Source organism: Terrabacter carboxydivorans, assembly GCF_039532035.1.
Taxonomy (GTDB): domain Bacteria; phylum Actinomycetota; class Actinomycetes; order Actinomycetales; family Dermatophilaceae; genus Terrabacter; species Terrabacter carboxydivorans.
Genome location: NZ_BAAARE010000001.1, coordinates 191,765 through 210,014, shown reverse-complemented (window position 1 = coordinate 210,014; position 18,250 = coordinate 191,765). Strand labels below are relative to the sequence as shown.

At 69.7% G+C, this 18,250-nt stretch carries 15 protein-coding genes; 11 read left to right on the top strand and 4 right to left on the bottom strand.

All coding sequences use genetic code 11. The annotated features are described in order from the left end of the window. The first annotated feature begins 82 nt into the window (after positions 1-82). The 4 genes from ABD297_RS01015 to ABD297_RS01000 all read left to right on the top strand — a co-directional run bounded on the left by ABD297_RS01015 (position 83) and on the right by ABD297_RS01000 (position 2,956). Positions 83-523, top strand: coding sequence for a hypothetical protein (locus tag ABD297_RS01015; protein ID WP_344252256.1), 441 nt, complete (start codon positions 83-85; stop codon positions 521-523). Beyond that, positions 520-957: a MaoC family dehydratase gene (locus tag ABD297_RS01010; RefSeq protein WP_344252255.1), complete on the top strand. Its 438-nt coding sequence runs from the start codon at positions 520-522 to the stop codon at positions 955-957. The genes ABD297_RS01015 and ABD297_RS01010 overlap by 4 nt, the downstream gene beginning before the upstream one ends. A gap of 17 nt (positions 958-974) precedes the next feature. Further along, positions 975-1,727 (top strand): SDR family NAD(P)-dependent oxidoreductase, encoded by a 753-nt coding sequence (locus ABD297_RS01005; RefSeq protein WP_344252253.1) that lies wholly within the window; start codon positions 975-977, stop codon positions 1,725-1,727. Between the two features lie 251 nt (positions 1,728-1,978). Next, positions 1,979-2,956, top strand: coding sequence for an MBL fold metallo-hydrolase (locus tag ABD297_RS01000; RefSeq protein ID WP_344252252.1), 978 nt, complete (start codon positions 1,979-1,981; stop codon positions 2,954-2,956). A 962-nt stretch (positions 2,957-3,918) separates the two neighbouring features. On the opposite strand, the gene ABD297_RS00995 is transcribed toward ABD297_RS01000, so the two are convergent. The 3 genes from ABD297_RS00995 to ABD297_RS00985 form a co-directional block, all read right to left on the bottom strand. Next, positions 3,919-5,169 carry a M24 family metallopeptidase gene (locus ABD297_RS00995; RefSeq protein WP_344252251.1) on the bottom strand — a complete coding sequence of 417 codons (1,251 nt, stop codon included), beginning with the start codon at positions 5,167-5,169 and terminating at the stop codon, positions 3,919-3,921. 12 nt (positions 5,170-5,181) lie between these two features. Beyond that, positions 5,182-5,997, bottom strand: a complete 816-nt coding sequence (locus ABD297_RS00990) for a creatininase (protein WP_344252250.1) — start codon at positions 5,995-5,997, stop codon at positions 5,182-5,184. A gap of 79 nt (positions 5,998-6,076) precedes the next feature. Next, on the bottom strand, positions 6,077-7,684 hold the full coding sequence (locus ABD297_RS00985; protein ID WP_344252249.1) for a purine-cytosine permease family protein: 1,608 nt from the start codon (positions 7,682-7,684) through the stop codon (positions 6,077-6,079). Between the two features lie 154 nt (positions 7,685-7,838). On the opposite strand from ABD297_RS00985, the gene ABD297_RS00980 reads away from it, so the two are divergent. Further along, the gene (locus tag ABD297_RS00980; RefSeq protein ID WP_344252248.1) at positions 7,839-9,335 is read left to right on the top strand and encodes a PucR family transcriptional regulator; all 1,497 of its coding nucleotides are present in this window, start codon (positions 7,839-7,841) and stop codon (positions 9,333-9,335) included. A gap of 105 nt (positions 9,336-9,440) precedes the next feature. Here ABD297_RS00980 and ABD297_RS00975 read toward each other — a convergent pair whose 3' ends face one another. Next, a complete protein-coding gene (locus ABD297_RS00975) occupies positions 9,441-10,100 on the bottom strand; it encodes a GntR family transcriptional regulator (RefSeq protein ID WP_344252247.1) in 660 nt (219 codons plus the stop codon). A gap of 167 nt (positions 10,101-10,267) precedes the next feature. On the opposite strand from ABD297_RS00975, the gene glyA reads away from it, so the two are divergent. From glyA to ABD297_RS00945, 6 genes are read left to right on the top strand one after another with little or no spacing between them, the layout of a single operon-like run. Then, a complete protein-coding gene (gene glyA / locus ABD297_RS00970; protein WP_344252245.1) occupies positions 10,268-11,584 on the top strand; it encodes a serine hydroxymethyltransferase in 1,317 nt (438 codons plus the stop codon). 2 nt (positions 11,585-11,586) lie between these two features. Beyond that, a complete protein-coding gene (locus ABD297_RS00965; protein WP_344252244.1) occupies positions 11,587-12,807 on the top strand; it encodes a sarcosine oxidase subunit beta family protein in 1,221 nt (406 codons plus the stop codon). Between the two features lie 27 nt (positions 12,808-12,834). Continuing rightward, positions 12,835-13,122 (top strand): sarcosine oxidase subunit delta, encoded by a 288-nt coding sequence (locus tag ABD297_RS00960; protein ID WP_344252243.1) that lies wholly within the window; start codon positions 12,835-12,837, stop codon positions 13,120-13,122. Positions 13,123-13,124: 2 nt separating this feature from the next. Further along, the gene (locus tag ABD297_RS00955; RefSeq protein ID WP_344252242.1) at positions 13,125-16,136 is read left to right on the top strand and encodes an FAD-dependent oxidoreductase; all 3,012 of its coding nucleotides are present in this window, start codon (positions 13,125-13,127) and stop codon (positions 16,134-16,136) included. Continuing rightward, a complete protein-coding gene (locus ABD297_RS00950; RefSeq protein WP_344252240.1) occupies positions 16,129-16,821 on the top strand; it encodes a sarcosine oxidase subunit gamma in 693 nt (230 codons plus the stop codon). The genes ABD297_RS00955 and ABD297_RS00950 overlap by 8 nt, the downstream gene beginning before the upstream one ends. Continuing rightward, positions 16,821-18,224, top strand: a complete 1,404-nt coding sequence (locus ABD297_RS00945) for an L-serine ammonia-lyase (RefSeq protein ID WP_344252239.1) — start codon at positions 16,821-16,823, stop codon at positions 18,222-18,224. The genes ABD297_RS00950 and ABD297_RS00945 overlap by 1 nt, the downstream gene beginning before the upstream one ends. The last annotated feature ends 26 nt before the right edge of the window (positions 18,225-18,250 follow it).

The window sequence follows — 18,250 nt, the reverse complement described above, 5'->3', positions numbered from 1 at the left end:
TAGATTGAGCGGCGGGACAGGTCAAGGGTGACCCGGGTCCCCGGGTTGCGGAAGATCTATGTTGCCGAAGGAGGGGGCGGGGATGGTCGAACTGGACGCAAGAGATGAGTCGCGATCAGTCAGGCCGACGCTGCTGTACGAGGATCTGACTCCGGGGCGGAAGTTCGCGCCCCTCGTCTTCCCCCTGGAGCGGGAGCTGGTGGACCGATACCAGCTGCTCATCGAGGGCACCGCCGAGCGATACTCGGGTCCGAACTCGCTCGCCCCGCTGGGCTTGGCCACGGTCTGGGCTCGAAAGTCCTATCTGGAGGAGTACTCCATGCCTCCGGGCGGGGTCCTGCTGCGTCAGACAATCACGTCCCTTGCACCGACTCGGGTGGGTGACGTCCTGTACGTCCAGGCCGAGGTGGTCTCCCGTGAGGAGCGCGACGGCAAGCGCAACGCCTCGATCCGTGCCGTCGCTGCCCTCCCGGATGGTCGCCCGTGTGTGGAGGTCCTGATCGCGGCGAGGTGGCCGCGGTGAGCGCCCGGAACGGATCCACGCGGCAGATCCCGCTCTCTCCGGGGGCCGAACTGCCGACACTGACCAGGCAGGTCACTCAGGACCTCATCGACGGCTGGGCCGAGCTGTCGGGAGACTTCAACCCCCTTCATACCGACGTCGAGTACGCCAGGTCGACCAGATTCGGCGGGACCATCGCCCACGGTCACATCAGCCTGTGCTGGCTGGTGGAGATGATGTTCGGTGTGGCAGGGGACTCGTGGCTGACGACGGGATCGGTCCGTGACGTCACTTTTGTCGCGCCGGTCCGGCCGGGTGCCACGATGGCCGTCGGTGGTGTTGTCACCGACGTGGACGAGCAGCACGTGAACTGCGAGGTGTGGGTACGTGACGCCGCTACCAAGGCCGAGTGTGTCCGCGGCTGCGCCGTCTTTGCGACACCCGAGGCGTCCTGAACCGAATCGAGAACGATATGACCCATACAGCGCTGATCACCGGTGGTGGACGCGGCATCGGCCGCGCGATAGCCATCGCCCTTGCCGGCGCCGGAGCCACGGTGGTGGTGGGCGACATCCGCGACGACGACGCGAGCGAGACCGTCGCGCGAGTCGAGGCTGCCGGTGGCCAGGCTATGGCGGTCCGGCTCGACGTGACCGACTCCGACTCTGTGCGCACCGCTGTCGAGACGGTTCGTCGCGCGCTCAGCAGCGTCGACATCCTGGTCAACAACGCCGGGTGGGACCGGCTGCAGCCCTTCATGGACACCGAAGAGGAATTCTGGCGCAGGGTAGTGGAGGTCAACTACCTCGGTGTCTTGAGGGTCACCCATGCTCTCCTCCCGGCGATGATCGAGAATCGGTGGGGCCGCATCGTCAATATCGGCTCTGACTCGGCCCGCGTTGGCTCGGCAATGGAGTCAGTGTATTCAGGGGCCAAGGGAGCCGTACTCTCCTTCACAAAGACCTTGGCCCGAGAAATGGCGCGCGAAGGCATCACTGTCAATGCGGTGTGTCCTGGGCCGACCGAAACACCACTACTGACAGAGATCCTTGAAGGTCAGCAACGTGGCGCCGACATCGTCACTGCGATTACAAGGTCGGTGCCGATGAAGCGTCTGGCACAGCCCACCGAAATCGCCGCAGCCGTCTCGTTTCTCTGTTCGGCCGAGGCAGGCTTCGTCACAGGACAAACCCTGTCGGTGAACGGCGGTCTGACGATGTGCTGAGCTGACCTTCCTGGCGCGCAACAGCCCTTGAGTGGGCCGTGAATCTGACTGTCAACCTTAGGCCGTGAAGTCCTTAACGGACATGGCAGGGAAGGCCGAATTGGCCGGGTGGCCTAGTTGAGAAGTTGTTTGCAGCCCCGGTCGTGCTGCGGAACTGAGATCGAAGAGAAGAATCGGGCACATGACGTGAGGGCTGGATGAGTCAAGGAGACGATTGGACGGAGCCGGGCGCTTTCCCGGTGGCGGTGGGCGTGTACCGCATTCCCCTGCCGCTGCCGACGGATGGCCTGCGCGCAGTGAACGTGTATGCGATCGAAACGCGCTCCGGCTTGGTCCTGGTTGATGGTGGATGGGCTATTCAGGAGTCCCAGAAGCAACTTGAAGCCGCGCTGCGCACCATTGATTACAAGGTCACTGACATCACCCGGTTTCTGGTCACCCATGTGCACCGGGACCACTACACGCAGGCCTCGGTGATCGGCAGGCAGGTCGGTGCCCATGTCAGCTTGGGCGTCGGCGAAAAGCCGACCTTGGACCTGATCCGCGGCGGCTGGACCGCGCCAGACCCGCAGGCCGCTCAACTGAGCCGGGCTGGCGCCTCCACTCTGGCGGAGCAGTGGGCGGCGCTGACTGAGCTTGAGCAACCGGACCGGACTCACTGGGGATATCCCGACGCGTGGCTCAACGGGGACCGCACTTTGGATGTGGGGGACCGGGCCCTGGTAGCAGTTTCCACGCCTGGTCACACCCAGGGCCACTACGTCTTCGCCGACCTCGCGTCCAACCTGCTGTTCGCCGGCGATCACGTGCTGCCAGCGATCACCCCGTCGATCGGGTTCGAGGCGGCGCCGGGACCCAACCCGCTCGGGGACTTCCTCAACTCACTGGCCAAGGTCCGGGCTCTGCCGGATCTGATCCTGCTTCCTGCGCACGGCGCAGTGACCGTCAGCAGCCACGCCCGCGTCGATGAGCTAGCCGCCCACCACGACCACCGCCTGCAATTGTGCCTAGAGGCTGTGGACGCAGGGGCTGTGACGGCACATGCCGTGGCCAACGAACTGCCCTGGACCCGGCACCGGCGGCGGCTGGCGGACCTAGACACATTCAACGCCACACTGGCCACGCTGGAGACCTTCGCGCATCTCGAACTCCTGGTCGCCAGGGAGCAAGTCATCCACGAGGAGGTTGAGGGAGTGCTCCACTACCAGAAGATGTCGACCAACCCGTGAAGCCGCGTGGGACGTCTCGCGCCGTTACGCCACCTAGAGCGATGAGATCGACCCGGAGGTCGTTCACATCGCGAACCTCTTCGGCGGGTGTGACGCGCCCTCTGGGCTGCGTCGTCGTTGGGGTGCGCACGGTCAGCGCTCAGCTGATAGCCGTGTGCACCTCCACTTCGTCGATGGATTGGCGCCGCCGCTGAAAGGTTCAAGGTCTCAACGACATATGTACGGCGGTCGAGTAAATCTGAAGGCTAGGCAGCAAGATCGTGGCTAGCCCCTGAGCGGAAGGGGCGCCCACACAGTGGGCCGGAAGGACGCGGGTTCATCGGCGTCCACGTGACTACCAGCCACAGCGACGCGTGCCAAGTGCGGTCGACGCGCGTCACCGTTGCCTCCGGTATGGCATCTTCGACTACGACGTCGTCGGGGGAGCCCTGTCTCGTTGGGCAGCAAGCCGCGGACTGCACCTGTGGGGTCGTTAACCGGCACTCCTTCCTCGGCGGGTGGGTGTTGAGCGGCGCGTCTAGAGCGGGGAGCTCGCGACGCCCGCAAGGTCGGTGCGTGTGGCTCCGCCCACCGCCCGCGGCACGCGGATGGACAACCTAATCGCACGTTAATCGCACGCAGCCCCTTTCTGGACATCTCGTCGCGGCGTTTCCGCATTTCAAAGCGGCAATGCTGGGGGGGAAGCCTCGTGTCTTGTAAACAGGCGGTTAGGGGTTCGAGTCCCCTCGCCAGCTCCGTATCGGCCCGGCGACCGGGCTGGCCCGGCGCCTTCGCCCGGCCGTTCGGTCCGTTCTTCCTGCTCGCCGAGCTGGTCGTCCCGCACCGAGCCCCCGGCACCTCTGGTGGGCGTCGCCGGTCGGGATGAGCCGTGCCTCGGTCGGGTGACCGAGACGTGCGGACGACACAGCTGCTGCCGGCCTCCGCGTTCGCGAACGGGAGGCCGGCAGCAGCTGTGGACGGCGTCAGCAGGGGACGATGTTGTGCTCCGGTCCGAAGGGAAACTTCGTGATGTTCTCCGCGCCGTCCTCGCCGACGACGAGGATGTCGTGCTCGCGGTAGCCACCGGCACCGGCTTCGCCATCGAGCACCGTGATCATCGGCTCCATCGACACGACCATGCCCGGCTCGAGGACGGTGTCGATGTCCTCGCGCAGCTCGAGGCCGGCCTCGCGGCCGTAGTAGTGCGACAGGACGCCGAAGGAGTGCCCGTAGCCGAAGGTGCGGTTCGGCAGCAGCCCGTGTCCGACGTAGATCTCGTTGAGCTCGGCGGCGATGTCCTTGCAGACCGCGCCCGGCTTGATCAGCTCCAGGCCGCGACGGTGCACCTCGACGTTGATCTCCCACAGCTCGAGCGAGCGGGGGTCGGGGTCGCCGAGGAACAGGGTGCGCTCGAGGGCCGTGTAGTAGCCCGACGTCATCGGGAAGCAGTTGAGCGAGAGGATGTCTCCGCGCTGCAGCTTCCGGGTCGTGGCCCAGTTGTGGGCGCCGTCCGTGTTGATGCCCGACTGGAACCAGACCCAGGTGTCCCGGATCTCGGAGTCGGGGAAGGTGCGCGCGATCTCGTGGACCATCGCCTCGGTGCCGATGAGGGCGACCTCGTACTCGCTGATGCCCTCGCGGATCGCAGCCTTGATGGCCTCGCCGCCGAGGTCCCCGATCCGGGCGCCGTGCCTGATGACCTCGATCTCCTCGGCGGACTTGACCATGCGCTGGCGCATGGCGTCCTGGGCCACGTCGACCAGCTCGGCGCCTCCGAGCGCCGCCTGCAGCTTGGCGTGCGCGTCGAGCGAGAGCGTGTCGAACTCGACGCCGATGCGACGCGGTGCGATGCCCCGCTGGGCGAGCGCCTCCTGGACGCCGTGCTGGAAGTTGTCGCGACGCCAGTCGGTGTAGACGATGTTCTTGCCGTAGCTGCGCCTCCACGGCATACCTGCGTCGATGTTGGCGGTCACGCTGACCTGCTCGGTCGGGGTGACGACGAGCGCGTAGGAGCGGCCGAAGTAGGTGAAGAGGAAGTCCGAGTAGTACTTGATGCCGTGGTAGGAGGTCAGCACGACGGCGTCGAGGCCCTTGGCGGCCATGATCTGGCGCAGGCCCGAGAGGCGACGCTCGAACTCGGCGTCGGAGAACGTCAGCGGCACCTTCGTGCCGTTGTGCAGCTCCTTGAGCCGCTCGAGCTCGGTGACCGACGTGACGGGGGTGGCGATGGACATGGTGGATCTCCTTCAGAGGGTGTTGGGTCCGGGGGTGGCGTGAGCCGTGACCATGTGCTGGGTGCGCAGCTCGGCGCCGATGGTGTCGGCGAGGGCGGCTGACGTCCGTTCGAGCAGGAGACGTCCCGCGCTCTCGGAGGCAGCGGCGGCCGAGGACAGGCAGCCCGAGACGGGCGTGAGCTCGGGGCGGGCGGGGAGCCGGTCGAACCGGGGGAGCTGCGCCGCCGGCAGGTCCATGACGCGCTCGGCGTGGACCAGCTCGGGGTGCAGGTGGAGCATCAACGAGGTCTCGAGCACGCCGCCGTGCTCGACGTCCCAGCCGGGGAACGAGCCACGGTAGATCTCCTCGATCGTGGCGTCGTCGACGAAGTCCCAGTAGGAGAGCAGGATCGCCGACACCTTGAGGCCGCGTTGCACCAGCTCGGTGGTCGCGAGCTCGACCCCCTCGTAGAGGAACTGGTAGTTCTCGAAGTGGCCGTTGAGGAAGACGACCTGTCGCACGCCGTGGCGGGCGAACTCGAGGGTGAGGGTGCGGGCGATCGCGATGACGGTCGTCGCGTCGAGGCTCGTCGTGCCGGCCAGGTGGTTGCCACCGCCCGAACGCTGCTGCGACTTGTAGCCGTAGACGACGGGGGCCGCCACGATGCCGTCGACGTCCTCGGCCAGGCGTCGGCTCATCGCCTTGGCCAGGAGGACGTCGGTCTGCAGCGGCAGGTGTGGTCCGTGCTGCTCGATGGCGCCGACCGGGACGATGACGGGCGCCCCGCGTCCGACCATCTCGCGGTAGGTGAAGGCGTCGAGCTCCTCCATGAGGACGGTGCTGGTCATGGCTGCTCCTGGGCAGGGTCCAGTGCTCGGGCGGGTGGGGCCGGGAAGGTCCCACCCGCCGCGCGGTCGGTCGGGAAGGTCAGTGCGCCGCCGGGGCCGAGACCTTGGTCTCGGTCGCGTTCTCAGTCGCGTTCTCGGTCGCTGCCGTCAGGCCGGGGGCGTACGCGTGGTCCTGGTCGTGCGCGCACGCGTCGCCGTGGTCGCGCAGGTAGTCCTCGTCGGTGAGCTCGGACTTGATGCCGAGCGGGACGCCGTGGTGGATGCGGTCGCGGAACCGGGGGTAGCCGAGGGCGAGGTAGAGCAGGCCCGAGGTGAGCGTGCCGGCGAGCCAGGAGAGGTCGACCCCACCCATGGCCGTCGCGACAGGTCCCTGGAAGGCGGGGAGGCCGCCGTACATGAAGACCCACGTCATGAACAGGCCGCAGACGAAGGCGACGATGGCCGACCAGTTGACCGACTTCAGTCGCGTGTCACGGGGGCTGAGGAAGAGGTAGCCGAAGGTCTTGTGCCTGCGCTCGAAGACGAAGTAGTGCACCGCCATGATGCCGCCCCAGGTGGCCACCCACGCCGCGATGGCGATGATCCAGTTGTCGAGCAGCGTCGCGAAGTCCTGGGCGAAGAGGAAGAGGATGACCGCGCCCATCGACAGGCAGCCGACGATGACCGACAGCTTCTTCCGGCTGACCCTGATGTCGAGCGCCTGGAACGCGACGCCGAAGGTGTAGAGGTTGATGATGTTGGTCGCGATCGGACCGTGGATGACGAGCAGGATCACCGGGATGGCCATGGCGCCGAAGCTCTTGACGACGAGCTCGCCCGGGTCGGCGGTGCCGTGCATCGTCGCGAGGCTCGCGCCGAGGACGCCCAGCCAGATGACCGGCAGGAACTGGCCGAGCACCGAGGTGAGGTAGAGCTTCCACGGCGGGATGCTCTTCGACACGAAGCGCGAGTAGTCGGGGGCGTAGGTGAACCAGCCGATGCCCCAACCGATCCCGATGGCGGTCATGATCCCGGACATGGCGGCCCAGCGCTCGCTGCCGGTCAGGATCTTCCCGGGAGGGCCGGCGTAGCTCCAGTCGATGGGCAGCTTGGTCCAGGCGATGACGGACATGACGACGAGGACGACGATGGTGGGAGGCATCGTGATCCGCTCGAACTTCGCGATCGCGCTGTAGCCCCGGTAGCAGATGCCGACCTGGACGCTCATGATGACGGCGGCCACGCCGATCTTCCACGCGAGGTTCGACGCGGCCGGGTCGACCCAGCCGATCTTGGCGAAGAGGGCCATGACGAGGTCGAGGATGACCCACGTGTTGACCGCCGACCACCCGACGGCCACGACGGCCTGGATCGCCGCGGGCAGGTAGGCGCCTCGCCGGCCGAACGCGCCGCGGGCGAGCAGCATGCCGGTGGCACCGGTCTTCTGCCCGAGCAGCACGAAGAAGCCGAAACCGACCATGCCGATGATGTTGCCGACGACGAGGACCGTCATGGTGTCGGCGAACCCGAGTCCGAGCTGGATGCCCAGCGCACCCAGGATCCAGTTGATGGGGGCGACGTTGGCGCCGGCCCAGATCCAGAACTGTCCTGAGACCTTGGTGGTGCGGGCTGACTCCGGGACGGGCTGGAGCACGTCCTCGACGGAATCGGTGACGTCTTCCGAGTGACGTGTGGTGGAAAGGCTCATGTGGGGACTGCTTTCGTCGTTGAAACCCCTGCGGATGGTAAGCCGGCTGTCGACAACGGTAAGATCTGCGTTTCGTCGCAACCAGCCGCGCAGTGTCGCCTCTGAGGACCTGATCGGGTGACAAGGTGTCACCGGTGCTGGGATCGTGGCCGGTATGTCCCTGCTTCTGAGCGAGATCCTCGCCAGCGGTGTCCTCGCCGCCGGGGCGCCCCAGGTGGTCGCCGGCGAGCGAGCGGTCGATGCGGCGCGCGTCCGGTGGGTCCACTCCAGCGAGGTGCTCGAGATCGCGCCGCTGCTCTCCGGTGGGGAGCTGCTCCTCACGGGCGGGGTGGCGCTCCTCGCGCTCAAGGCCGCCGCGCAGGTCGAGTACGTCTGGAGCCTCGCGGCGCGGGGTGTCGCAGCCCTGGCCGTCGAGACGGCCGGGTCCGGGCGCCACCTGCCCGCAGAGCTGGTCGCGGCCGCAGAGGAGGCGGGCCTGCCGCTGCTGGAGCTGCGCCAGGTCGTCCCCTTCGTCGAGGTGGCCGAGGAGGTCAACCGCCGTATCGTCTCCGCGCAGGTCGCGGCCCTGCGGGTCGCCGACCAGCTCTCGCAGGCGCTCACCGAGCGCATCGCGACCTCCGGAGCCTCGCTCGAGCCGCTGCTGGCCGTCATCGCCGAGACCCTCGGGGTCCACGTCAGGGTGCTCGACACCCGAGGGGGCCTGCTCGGGGAGGCGGGGCAGAGCCCCGACGACCCGCTCGAGCCGCTGGGCGCCGAGCTGTCCGTGAGCGGGATCGGGGTCGCCCACATCGAACTGCTCGGCGGCGCCGGCGCCGACGTGGAGACGTTGGAGACCGTGCTCGCGAGGGTGCGCAGCATCGTCGCGCTGGCGCTGGTCCGGCACAGCAGGCCGAGTCTGACCAGGCTCGCCGAGGACGAGCTCGTGCGGCTCATCGGCGCCGGCGGGGGAGGGGAGCGCCTCATCGAGCTGAGCCAGGCGAGCGGCATAGACCCGGAACGCCCCATGGTCATGGCAGTGGTGCGCCGACCGGCCGACGGGCACGTCGACACCGAGCAGCGGACCCGCCGAGCGCTTCCCTCGACGCTGGTGGTGGCGCGTGGGGACTGGCTCGAGATCCTCACCCCCCTGCGCGCGGCCACCCAGGCAGAGCGCGCCCGGGCCCTGACCGCATTGCGTTCGGCCGTGGCGGGCACGGGCCTGACCGGCGCCCTCGGTCCGACGGCCCCGACGGTGCGGCAGGCGTCGTTCTCGCTCGCCGAGGCCCGCACGACCTGGCGGCTCGGCCGGTCGGCGCGGGGCGCGGATGCCGTCCACGACGCCACCGACTTCCTCGTCGAGAGGATGGCGGAGCGGTCGCTGTCGCGCGGCGTCGTCGACGCCCTGGTCGAGGAGGCCCTGGGTGAGCTCGTCCGCCTCGACCAACGGTCCGGCGGTGAGCTGGTGCGCACCCTCGACGTCTGGATCTCCACGGGGTGCAATGCCACGGAGGCGGCCCAGATCCTCTTCCTCGAGCGCCAGTCGCTCCACAAGAGGCTTCGTCGGATCTTCCTGGTGATCGGAGGGGACCCGCGAGGTCGGGGGCAGCTCGCCGGGCTGGCGCTCGCCGTCAGGCTGGTGCGCGGAGGGGCACAGCTGCGCGACGACTCCTGACCCCGAGGGCGCGTCGGTCCGCCTCGCGCTGACGATGCGCCGGCACGCGCACGCGCACGGGCGCGGGCGCGGGCACGGGCGTGGGCACGGGCGTAGGCACAGCGGTCAGAGCGCCGCCCGGACCGCCTGCTCGAAGTGCTCGACGTGCGAGGCGGCCAACGCCGCCGCGCCGTCGGCGTCCTTGGCCACGATCGCCTCCAGCAGCGCCACGTGCTCCTTGATGTGCTCTGAGACCGAAGGGAGCCGGTCGAGCACCAGGCACCAGATGCGGGTCGCCAGGTTGTCGAGGCGGACCAGCGTCTCCTCGAGGTGGGGGTTCTCGGCCGCGCGGTAGATGAGCCGGTGCACGTCGATGTCGTACTCCATCAACGGCCGCTTGTCGTCGGGCTCGTCGCCCATCGACCCGATCTGTCGGGCCTTGTCGGCCAGCTCGGCACGCACGTCGGCCCGCGCGACGAGGGCGGCACGCCGTGCCGCCAGGGGCTCGAGGACGTGCCGCATCTCGGAGATGGCGGCGAGGTCCTTGATGTCGACCTGGGTCGCGAAGGTGCCGCGCCGCGGATAGGAGACGACGAGGTGGTCGAGCTCGAGCTTCTTCAGGCTCTCGCGGATGGGGGTCCGGCCGATGCCGAGGTCGGCCGCGAGCTGGGCCTCGTTGACGGGAGCGCCGGGGGCGATGTCGAGCATGATCAGCCGGTCGCGGAGCACGTGGTAGGCGTGCTCGGCGAGCGAGCCGTAGGCGAGAGCGGGCGCCGTTGCGGTCATCGGGTCCTCCCGGGTCGGGTCGGCGGGCAGCGGTCGTCAGGGCTGGACGGGGGTCGCGGCCTCTGGTCGGACAGACCGTTGACGACCTGACCCGTCAAACATACTATTGCGATCCCGATGATATATCAGTCATCGACAACAAAGACATCAACCGCCCGGAGGGCTTCATGTCCCAGCTCACCATCACCCACCCGGCTCGCACCACTCTCCTCGACGCGCCCCTGACGGATCTCGACCCCGAGGTCGCCCAGGCCATCGAGGCCGAGCTGAGCCGCCAGCAGGGCACGCTCGAGATGATCGCCTCCGAGAACTTCGCCCCGGTCGCCGTCATGCAGGCCCAGGGCTCGGTGCTGACGAACAAGTACGCCGAGGGCTACCCCGGGCGCCGGTACTACGGCGGGTGCGAGCACGTCGACGTCATCGAGTCCCTCGCGATCGAGCGTGCCAAGGCGCTCTTCGGCGCGGCATACGCCAACGTGCAGCCGCACTCCGGCGCGCAGGCGAACGCGTCGGTCATGCACGCGCTGCTCACGCCGGGCGACACCATCCTCGGGCTCGACCTCGCCCACGGCGGGCACCTGACGCACGGGATGCGGCTCAACTTCTCGGGCCGGCTCTACGACGTCGTCGCCTACGGCGTGCGCGAGGACACCCACGTCGTCGACATGGCCGAAGTCGAGCGTCTGGCCCTCGAGCACCGGCCGCGGATGATCGTCGCCGGGTGGTCGGCGTACTCGCGGCACCTCGACTTCGCGGAGTTCCGTCGCATCGCCGACGCCGTCGGCGCCTACCTCTTCGTCGACATGGCCCACTTCGCCGGCCTCGTCGCCGCGGGGCTGCACCCCTCGCCCGTGCCGCACGCCCACGTCGTCTCGTCGACGACGCACAAGACCCTCGGCGGGCCCCGCGGCGGCATCATCCTCACCAACGACGTCGAGATCGCCAAGAAGGTCAACTCCGCCGTCTTCCCGGGACAGCAGGGTGGACCGCTCGAGCACGTCATCGCGGGCAAGGCCGTCGCCTTCAAGGTCGCGGCAGGCGAGGACTTCCGGGACCGCCAGCGGCGCACGCTCGCGGGTGCGTCGATCCTCGCGGAGCGCCTCACGCAGCCCGACGTCACGGATGCCGGCATCGGCGTCATCTCCGGCGGCACCGACGTGCACCTCGTGCTCGTCGACCTGCGCCACTCCCAGCTCGACGGCCGGCAGGGCGAGGACCTCCTGCACTCGATCGGGATCACGGTCAACCGCAACGCCGTCCCCTTCGACCCGCGTCCGCCGATGGTCTCCTCGGGCCTGCGCATCGGGACGCCGGCGCTCGCCACCCGCGGTCTCGACGAGGCCGCCTTCGGCGAGGTCGCCGACGTCATCGCCACGGCGCTCGCCGGCGACGGCTCCGCGGCGACGCTCGCCTCGCTCCGGGCGCGGGTCGACGACCTCGCCGCCCGCTTCCCCCTCTACCCGACCCTCGAGAAGGTGCAGTGACGATGAACCAGCGTGAGCTCCCCGAGCACCCGGACTTCCTCTGGGCCAACCCAGAGCCGAGGCGCAGCTACGACGTCGTCATCGTCGGCGCCGGCGGCCACGGGCTCGCCACCGCCTACTACCTGGCCAAGCACCACGGCATCACGAACGTCGCCGTGCTCGAGCGCGGCTACATCGCCGGCGGCAACATGGCCCGCAACACGACGATCATCCGCTCGAACTACCTGTGGGACGAGTCGGCCGCCATCTACGAGCACTCGCTCAAGCTGTGGGAGGGGCTCGAGGACGAGCTCGGCTACGACGTCTTCTTCAGCCAGCGTGGCGTCCTGAACCTCGCCCACACCCTCCAGGACGTCCGGGACTCGGTGCGTCGCGTCGAGGCCAACCGGCTCAACGGCGTGGACGCCGAGTGGGTCGACCCGCAGCAGGTCAAGGAGCTGTGCCCGATCATCAACATCGGCGACGACATCCGCTACCCCGTCATGGGCGGCACGTACCAGCCGCGCGCCGGCATCGCCAAGCACGACTGGGTCGCCTGGGGCTACGCCCGCCGGGCGAGCGACCTGGGCGTCGACATCATCCAGAACTGCGAGGTGACCGGCTTCGTCATCGAGGGCGGCCGCGTCACCGGCGTCGAGACGAGCCGAGGGCGCATCAACGCCGGCAAGGTCGCGCTCTGCGCCGCAGGCCACACCTCGGTGCTCTCCGAGCTCGCGGGGTTCCGCGTGCCGATCCAGTCGCACCCGCTGCAGGCACTCGTCTCCGAGCTGCACGAGATCATCCACCCCACCGTCGTCATGTCGAACCACGTTCACGTCTACGTCTCGCAGGCGCACAAGGGCGAGCTCGTCATGGGCGCCGGCATCGACTCCTACAACGGCTACGGGCAGCGTGGCTCCTTCCACGTCATCGAGCACCAGATGTCGGCCGCCGTCGAGCTGTTCCCCGCCTTCAGCCGCGCGCACCTGCTGCGCACGTGGGGCGGCATCGTCGACGTGACCATGGACGCCTCGCCCGTCATGGGCCGGTCACCCGTCGACGGCATGTACGTCAACTGCGGTTGGGGCACAGGGGGATTCAAGGCCGTGCCCGGCGCCGGCTACGCGTACGCGCACACCATCGCCACCGACGAGCCGCACGAGCTCAACCGGGGCTTCGGCCTCGAGCGCTTCGTCAGCGGCGCCCTCATCGACGAGCACGGCGCCGCAGCCGTCGCCCACTGACGCCCAACGCCTCGCAAGGAGAACCCGATGCTCATCATCGACTGCCCGAACTGCGGGCCCCGCCCCGAGACCGAGTACGGCTACGGCGGCCAGGCCCACGTGGCCTACCCCGAGGACCCCCACGCCCTCACCGACGAGGAGTGGGCGCAGTACCTCTTCTACCGCGACAACGCCAAGGGCAGCTACGCCGAGCGCTGGGTGCACTCGGCGGGTTGCCGCAAGTGGTTCAACGCGGTTCGCGACACCCGCACCTACGAGATCTCCGCGGTCTATCGCATCGGCGAAGCCCGCCCCGACAACCGGAAGGGAGCCTGACCATGGCAGTCAACCAGCCCCAGCGCCTCGACGCCGGTGGAGCGATCGACCGCTCCACCCCGGTCGAGCTCGTCGTCGACGGCACCACCGTGACCGGGTTCGCCGGTGACACCGTCGCCTCCGCCCTGGTCGCGAACGGGCGGCTGCGCGTGGGCAACTCGATCTACCGAGGCCGCCCGCGAGGCATCCTCTCGGCCGGCGTCGAGGAGCCCAACGCCTTCGTGCTCGTCCGCGGCGAGCACGACGAGTCGATGCTCCCGGCCACGACCCTCGAGCTCGTGCCCGGCCTCGACGTGCGGCTCCTCGACGGCATCGGCGTGCTCGACCAGCAGCCCGACCCGGCAGAGTACGACAAGATACACGTCCACGTGGACGTCGCCGTCGTCGGTGCCGGTCCGGCCGGGCTGGCCGCGGCCCGGGCCGCAGCGGCCACCGGTGCCCGGGTCGTGCTCTTCGAGCAGGACTTCCGGCTCGGCGGCGGCCTGCTCGCCTCTCCCCACGAGGTCGTCGAGGGACTGCCCGCGGCGCAGTGGGTCGAGCAGGTCCGAGCCGAGCTCGACGCCGCCCCCGAAGCGCGCGTGCTGACGCGCACGACGGCCTTCGGCAGCTACGACAACAACCACCTGATCGCCGTCGAGAAGCGGGCCGAGCACCTCGACGGGACCGCGCGGGACGGCATGCCCCGGCAGCGCATCTGGCACGTGGACGCAGCCCAGGTCGTCCTCGCGACCGGCGCCTTCGAGCGCCCGATCGTCTTCTCGGACAACGACGTTCCGGGCGTCATGCTGGCCTCGGCCATCACCACCTACGTATGCCGGTACGCCGCCCTCCCGGGGCACGACGCGGTCGTCGTCACGACCAGCGACTCCGGCTACGCGGCGGCCCACGCGCTCCTCGGGGCGGGTGCGTCGGTGCAGGTCGTCGACACGCGTGACGAGGGTGCGAGCCCTTCCGTCGCGGCCGCGGCCGATGCCGCAGGCCTCCCGGTCCGCACCGGGTCCGCCGTCGTCGGCATCGACGGCGACGGGGCCGTCGAGGCTGCCTGGGTGGCCCGCATCGACTCCGACGGGGCCATCTCCGGCGAGCCGGAGAGAGTCGTCTGCGACCTCGTGGCCGTGTCGGGTGGGTGGACACCCAACGTCAGCCTGCACAGCCAGCGACAGGGCGCGCTGCGCTGGGACGACGACCTGGCGGGCTTCGTGCCGACGACGCCCGTCCGGGACCAGCACCTCGCCGGGGCCGTGCGCGGCACCTACTGGACCGACGGCTGCCGGGTCGAGGGGATCAAGGCCGGTCTGGATGCCGCCCACGCGGCCGGGTTCGCGAGCCGATCCGACTCCGACACAGGGGAGTCCGACACAGCCGCGGTGGCCGAGGAGCGTGCAGCCCGAGCGGGCCGCACGCGGCAGCTGTGGGTGGTCGAGGGCCGCGAAGCGGGCTACGCCACCCACTTCGTGGACCTGCAGCGCGACAACACCGCCGCCGACGTGCTGAGGGCCACCGGTGCCGGGATGCGCTCCGTGGAGCACGTCAAGCGCTACACGTCGATCAGCACCGGTGTCGACCAGGGACGCATCGGCGCCGTCAACACCATCGGCCTGCTGACACGGGTCCTGTCGGGTGACGACACTCGCGCCATCCCGCCCGGGCAGCCGGGGCAGGACGTGGCCGTCGGAGCCGGCGACGGCCGGTCGGTGGCCCCGGCCCCACGACCGACGCCGGGCGCGATCGGCAATACGACCTTCCGCGCCCCGTTCACCCCGGTTGCCTTCGCGGCACTGGCCGGTCGCGCCCGCGGGGACCTCTTCGACGCTGCACGCACGACGTCGATCCACCCGTGGCACGAGGCGCACGGTGCCCTCTTCGAGGACGTCGGCCAGTGGAAGCGCCCGTGGTACTACCCCCGCCCCGGGGAGGACATGGACGCCGCCGTGGCCCGCGAGTGCCGCGCCGCCCGTGAGGGCGTCGCCTTCATGGACGCCACGACGCTGGGCAAGATCGAGATCCGTGGCGCCGACGCCGGCGAGTTCCTCGGCCGCATCTACACCAACGCGTACAAGAAGCTCGGGGTCGGCAAGGCCCGCTACGGCGTCATGTGCAAGCCCGACGGCATGGTCTTCGACGACGGCGTCGTGCTGCGTCTGGCGGAGGACCGCTACTTCGCGACGACGACGACCGGCGGGGCCGCCCGAGTGCTCGAGTGGCTGGAGGAGTGGTCGCAGACCGAGTGGCCCGAGCTCGACGTCGTGTGCACGTCGGTGACCGAGCAGTGGTCGACGATCGCCGTCGTCGGTCCGCGGTCGCGCGACGTCATCGCGCGGATGGCCCCCGACCTCGACGTGTCGCGGGAAGGCTTCGGGTTCATGGAGTTCCGCGAGACGGTGCTCGCGTCGGGGATCCCCGCGCGGATCTGCCGCATCACGTTCTCGGGTGAGCTCGCCTTCGAGATCAACGTGCCCACCTGGTACGGCCTGCAGGTGTGGGAGGACGTCGCCGAAGCCGGTGCCGACTTCGACATCACCCCCTACGGCACCGAGACGATGCACGTGCTGCGTGCCGAGAAGGCCTACCCGATCGTCGGGCAGGACACCGACGGCACCGTGACGCCACAGGACCTCGGGATGGACTGGATCATCTCGACGGCGAAGGACTTCATCGGCAACCGGTCCTACTCCAGGTCCTCGCAACAGGCCGCCGACCGCAAGCAGCTCGTCAGCGTCCTGCCGGTCGACCGGAGCCTGAGGCTGCCCGAGGGTGCGCAGCTCGTCGAGCCCGACGCCCTGGGCGACTACACGGGCGAGGGCCTTCCCGCGCGACCGATCCCGATGCTCGGGCACGTCACCTCGAGCTACCACTCCCAGGCGCTGGGCCGCTCGTTCGGCCTCGCGCTCGTCAAGGCCGGTCGCGACCGCATCGGCCAGACGCTCATCGCGTCCTTCGAAGGACGCTTCGCCGAGGTCGAGCTGGCCGACGCGGTGCTCTACGACAAGGAAGGAGCCAGGCGAGATGGCTGAGCAGACGATGACGATCAACGCACCGGAGGACACGGTGGAGGCCGCGACGAGCACGACGGAGACCCCGGGCACGCCGCGCGTCGACCGGGCCGTCGTGCTCGGGATGCGACGCAGCCCGGCCCAGGACCTCGCCGAGGAGATGCTGCGAGGGTCAGGAGAGGCCGTGCGGCTCCGCGAGGTGCCGTTCCTGACGCAGGTCGCGGTCCGCGCCACGCCGGGCCGGTCCGGCGCCCTGGCCGACGCCCTCGGTGTCGACCTGCCGACCTCGGTCGGTGAGGTGTCGGGAGCGGTGGACGGCAGCGACGTCGCGGTGCTCTGGCTCTCGCCCGACGAGTTCCTGGCGGTGGGCCGCGACGAGGCCGAGACCGGGGTCTCCCCGGATGCGTATGCCGGTGGGCTGGCCGACGCCCTCGGGTCGGACCCCGGGCAGGTGGTCGACGTGTCGGCCAACCGGACGACGCTCGAGCTGTCCGGAACGCGAGCCCGCTCCGTGCTCGAGAAGAGCTGTGAGATCGACCTGCACCCGGGGAAGTTCGCCGTCGGCACGGCCGTGGCGACCCTGTTGGGATCCACGGGAGTCATCCTCTGGCGCACCGGCGAGGACTCCTGGCGCCTCATGCCCCGGGCCTCGTTCGCGACGCACGTGGCGCGCTGGCTCCTCGACGGGATGCGGGAGTACGTCTGATGTCGCTCAGCGCCCTCGACCTGTTCTCCGTGGGGATCGGCCCGTCGTCGTCCCACACGGTCGGCCCGATGCGGGCGGCCCGGCGGTTCGCCGCCGGGCTCGCCGACTCGGGGCTGCTCGACCGGACCGCGAGGGTGCAGGCGCAGCTCTACGGGTCGCTGGGCGCGACCGGCCACGGCCACGGCTCGGACCGCGCCGTCGTGCTCGGCCTCGAGGGCGAGGACCCCGAGACCGTCGACACCTCGCACGCGGTGGCCCGGGTCGACGCGGTCCGGGCCGACCGCAAGATCGCCCTCGACGGCACACACCGGGTCGACTTCGACCCGGACGTCGAACTCGTGCTCCACCGGCGGCGCACGTTGCCGGGGCATCCCAACGGGATGACCTTCGAGGCGTTCGACGACGCCGGACGGTCGCTCCGGGCCCGGACGTTCTACTCCGTCGGTGGCGGTTTCGTCGTCGACGAGGAGGCCATCGGTGCCGATCGCGTCGTCCTGGACAGCACCCCCGTGCCCTACGCCTTTGCCACCGGCGCGGAGCTGCTCGAGCGCTGCCGCGAGACGGGGCTCTCGATCGCCGGGGTCATGATGGCGAACGAGCGGGCCTGGCGTCCCGAGCACGAGGTGCGTGAGCGGCTGCTCCACCTCTGGGGCGTCATGCAGGAGTGCGTCGAGAGCGGCTGCACCCGGGAGGAGCGAACGCTGCCGGGTGGCCTCAGGGTGCGGCGCCGCGCGCCCGCGCTCCGGGAACGCCTGCGGCGCCAGGAGACCGATGCGCGCCGGGCCACCGGGGGCTCGATGCCCGACCCGCTGTGGGCCATGGAGTGGGTGAACCTCTACGCTCTGGCGGTCAACGAGGAGAACGCATCCGGGGGCCGCGTCGTCACGGCTCCGACCAACGGCGCGGCCGGCATCATCCCCGCCGTGCTGCACTTCTACTCGCGTTTCGTCGACGGCGCGGACGACGACGGGATCGTCGAGCTCCTCCTCACCGCAGCGGCGGTCGGCATCATCGTCAAGCTCGGCGCCTCGATCTCGGGCGCCGAGGTGGGGTGCCAGGGCGAGGTCGGCTCGGCCTGCTCGATGGCGGCCGCCGGGCTGTGTGCCGTGCTCGGTGGCACGCCCGAGCAGGTCGAGAACGCCGCCGAGATCGGGATCGAGCACAACCTCGGCCTCACCTGCGACCCGGTGGGGGGACTCGTCCAGATCCCGTGCATCGAGCGCAACGCGATCGCGTCGGTCAAGGCCGTCAACGCTGCCCGGCTCGCGCTCCAGGGCGACGGCGAGCACAAGGTCACCCTCGACCAGGCCGTCAGGACCATGCGCGAGACAGGGGCCGACATGAAGGTCAAGTACAAGGAGACGTCACGAGGTGGCCTCGCCGTCAACGTCGTCGAGTGCTGACGCCCGCAGTCACGTCCGACCACGAG

Coding starts and splice junctions, on each gene's coding strand:
- ABD297_RS00950 (WP_344252240.1), top strand. CDS start 16,129: ATGGCTGAGCAGACGATGACGATCAACGCACCGGAGGACACGGTGGAG.
- ABD297_RS01015 (WP_344252256.1), top strand. CDS start 83: ATGGTCGAACTGGACGCAAGAGATGAGTCGCGATCAGTCAGGCCGACG.
- ABD297_RS00960 (WP_344252243.1), top strand. CDS start 12,835: ATGCTCATCATCGACTGCCCGAACTGCGGGCCCCGCCCCGAGACCGAG.
- ABD297_RS00980 (WP_344252248.1), top strand. CDS start 7,839: ATGTCCCTGCTTCTGAGCGAGATCCTCGCCAGCGGTGTCCTCGCCGCC.
- ABD297_RS00965 (WP_344252244.1), top strand. CDS start 11,587: ATGAACCAGCGTGAGCTCCCCGAGCACCCGGACTTCCTCTGGGCCAAC.
- ABD297_RS00990 (WP_344252250.1), bottom strand. CDS start 5,997: ATGACCAGCACCGTCCTCATGGAGGAGCTCGACGCCTTCACCTACCGC.
- ABD297_RS00975 (WP_344252247.1), bottom strand. CDS start 10,100: ATGACCGCAACGGCGCCCGCTCTCGCCTACGGCTCGCTCGCCGAGCAC.
- ABD297_RS00955 (WP_344252242.1), top strand. CDS start 13,125: ATGGCAGTCAACCAGCCCCAGCGCCTCGACGCCGGTGGAGCGATCGAC.
- glyA (WP_344252245.1), top strand. CDS start 10,268: ATGTCCCAGCTCACCATCACCCACCCGGCTCGCACCACTCTCCTCGAC.
- ABD297_RS00985 (WP_344252249.1), bottom strand. CDS start 7,684: ATGAGCCTTTCCACCACACGTCACTCGGAAGACGTCACCGATTCCGTC.
- ABD297_RS00995 (WP_344252251.1), bottom strand. CDS start 5,169: ATGTCCATCGCCACCCCCGTCACGTCGGTCACCGAGCTCGAGCGGCTC.
- ABD297_RS00945 (WP_344252239.1), top strand. CDS start 16,821: ATGTCGCTCAGCGCCCTCGACCTGTTCTCCGTGGGGATCGGCCCGTCG.
- ABD297_RS01005 (WP_344252253.1), top strand. CDS start 975: ATGACCCATACAGCGCTGATCACCGGTGGTGGACGCGGCATCGGCCGC.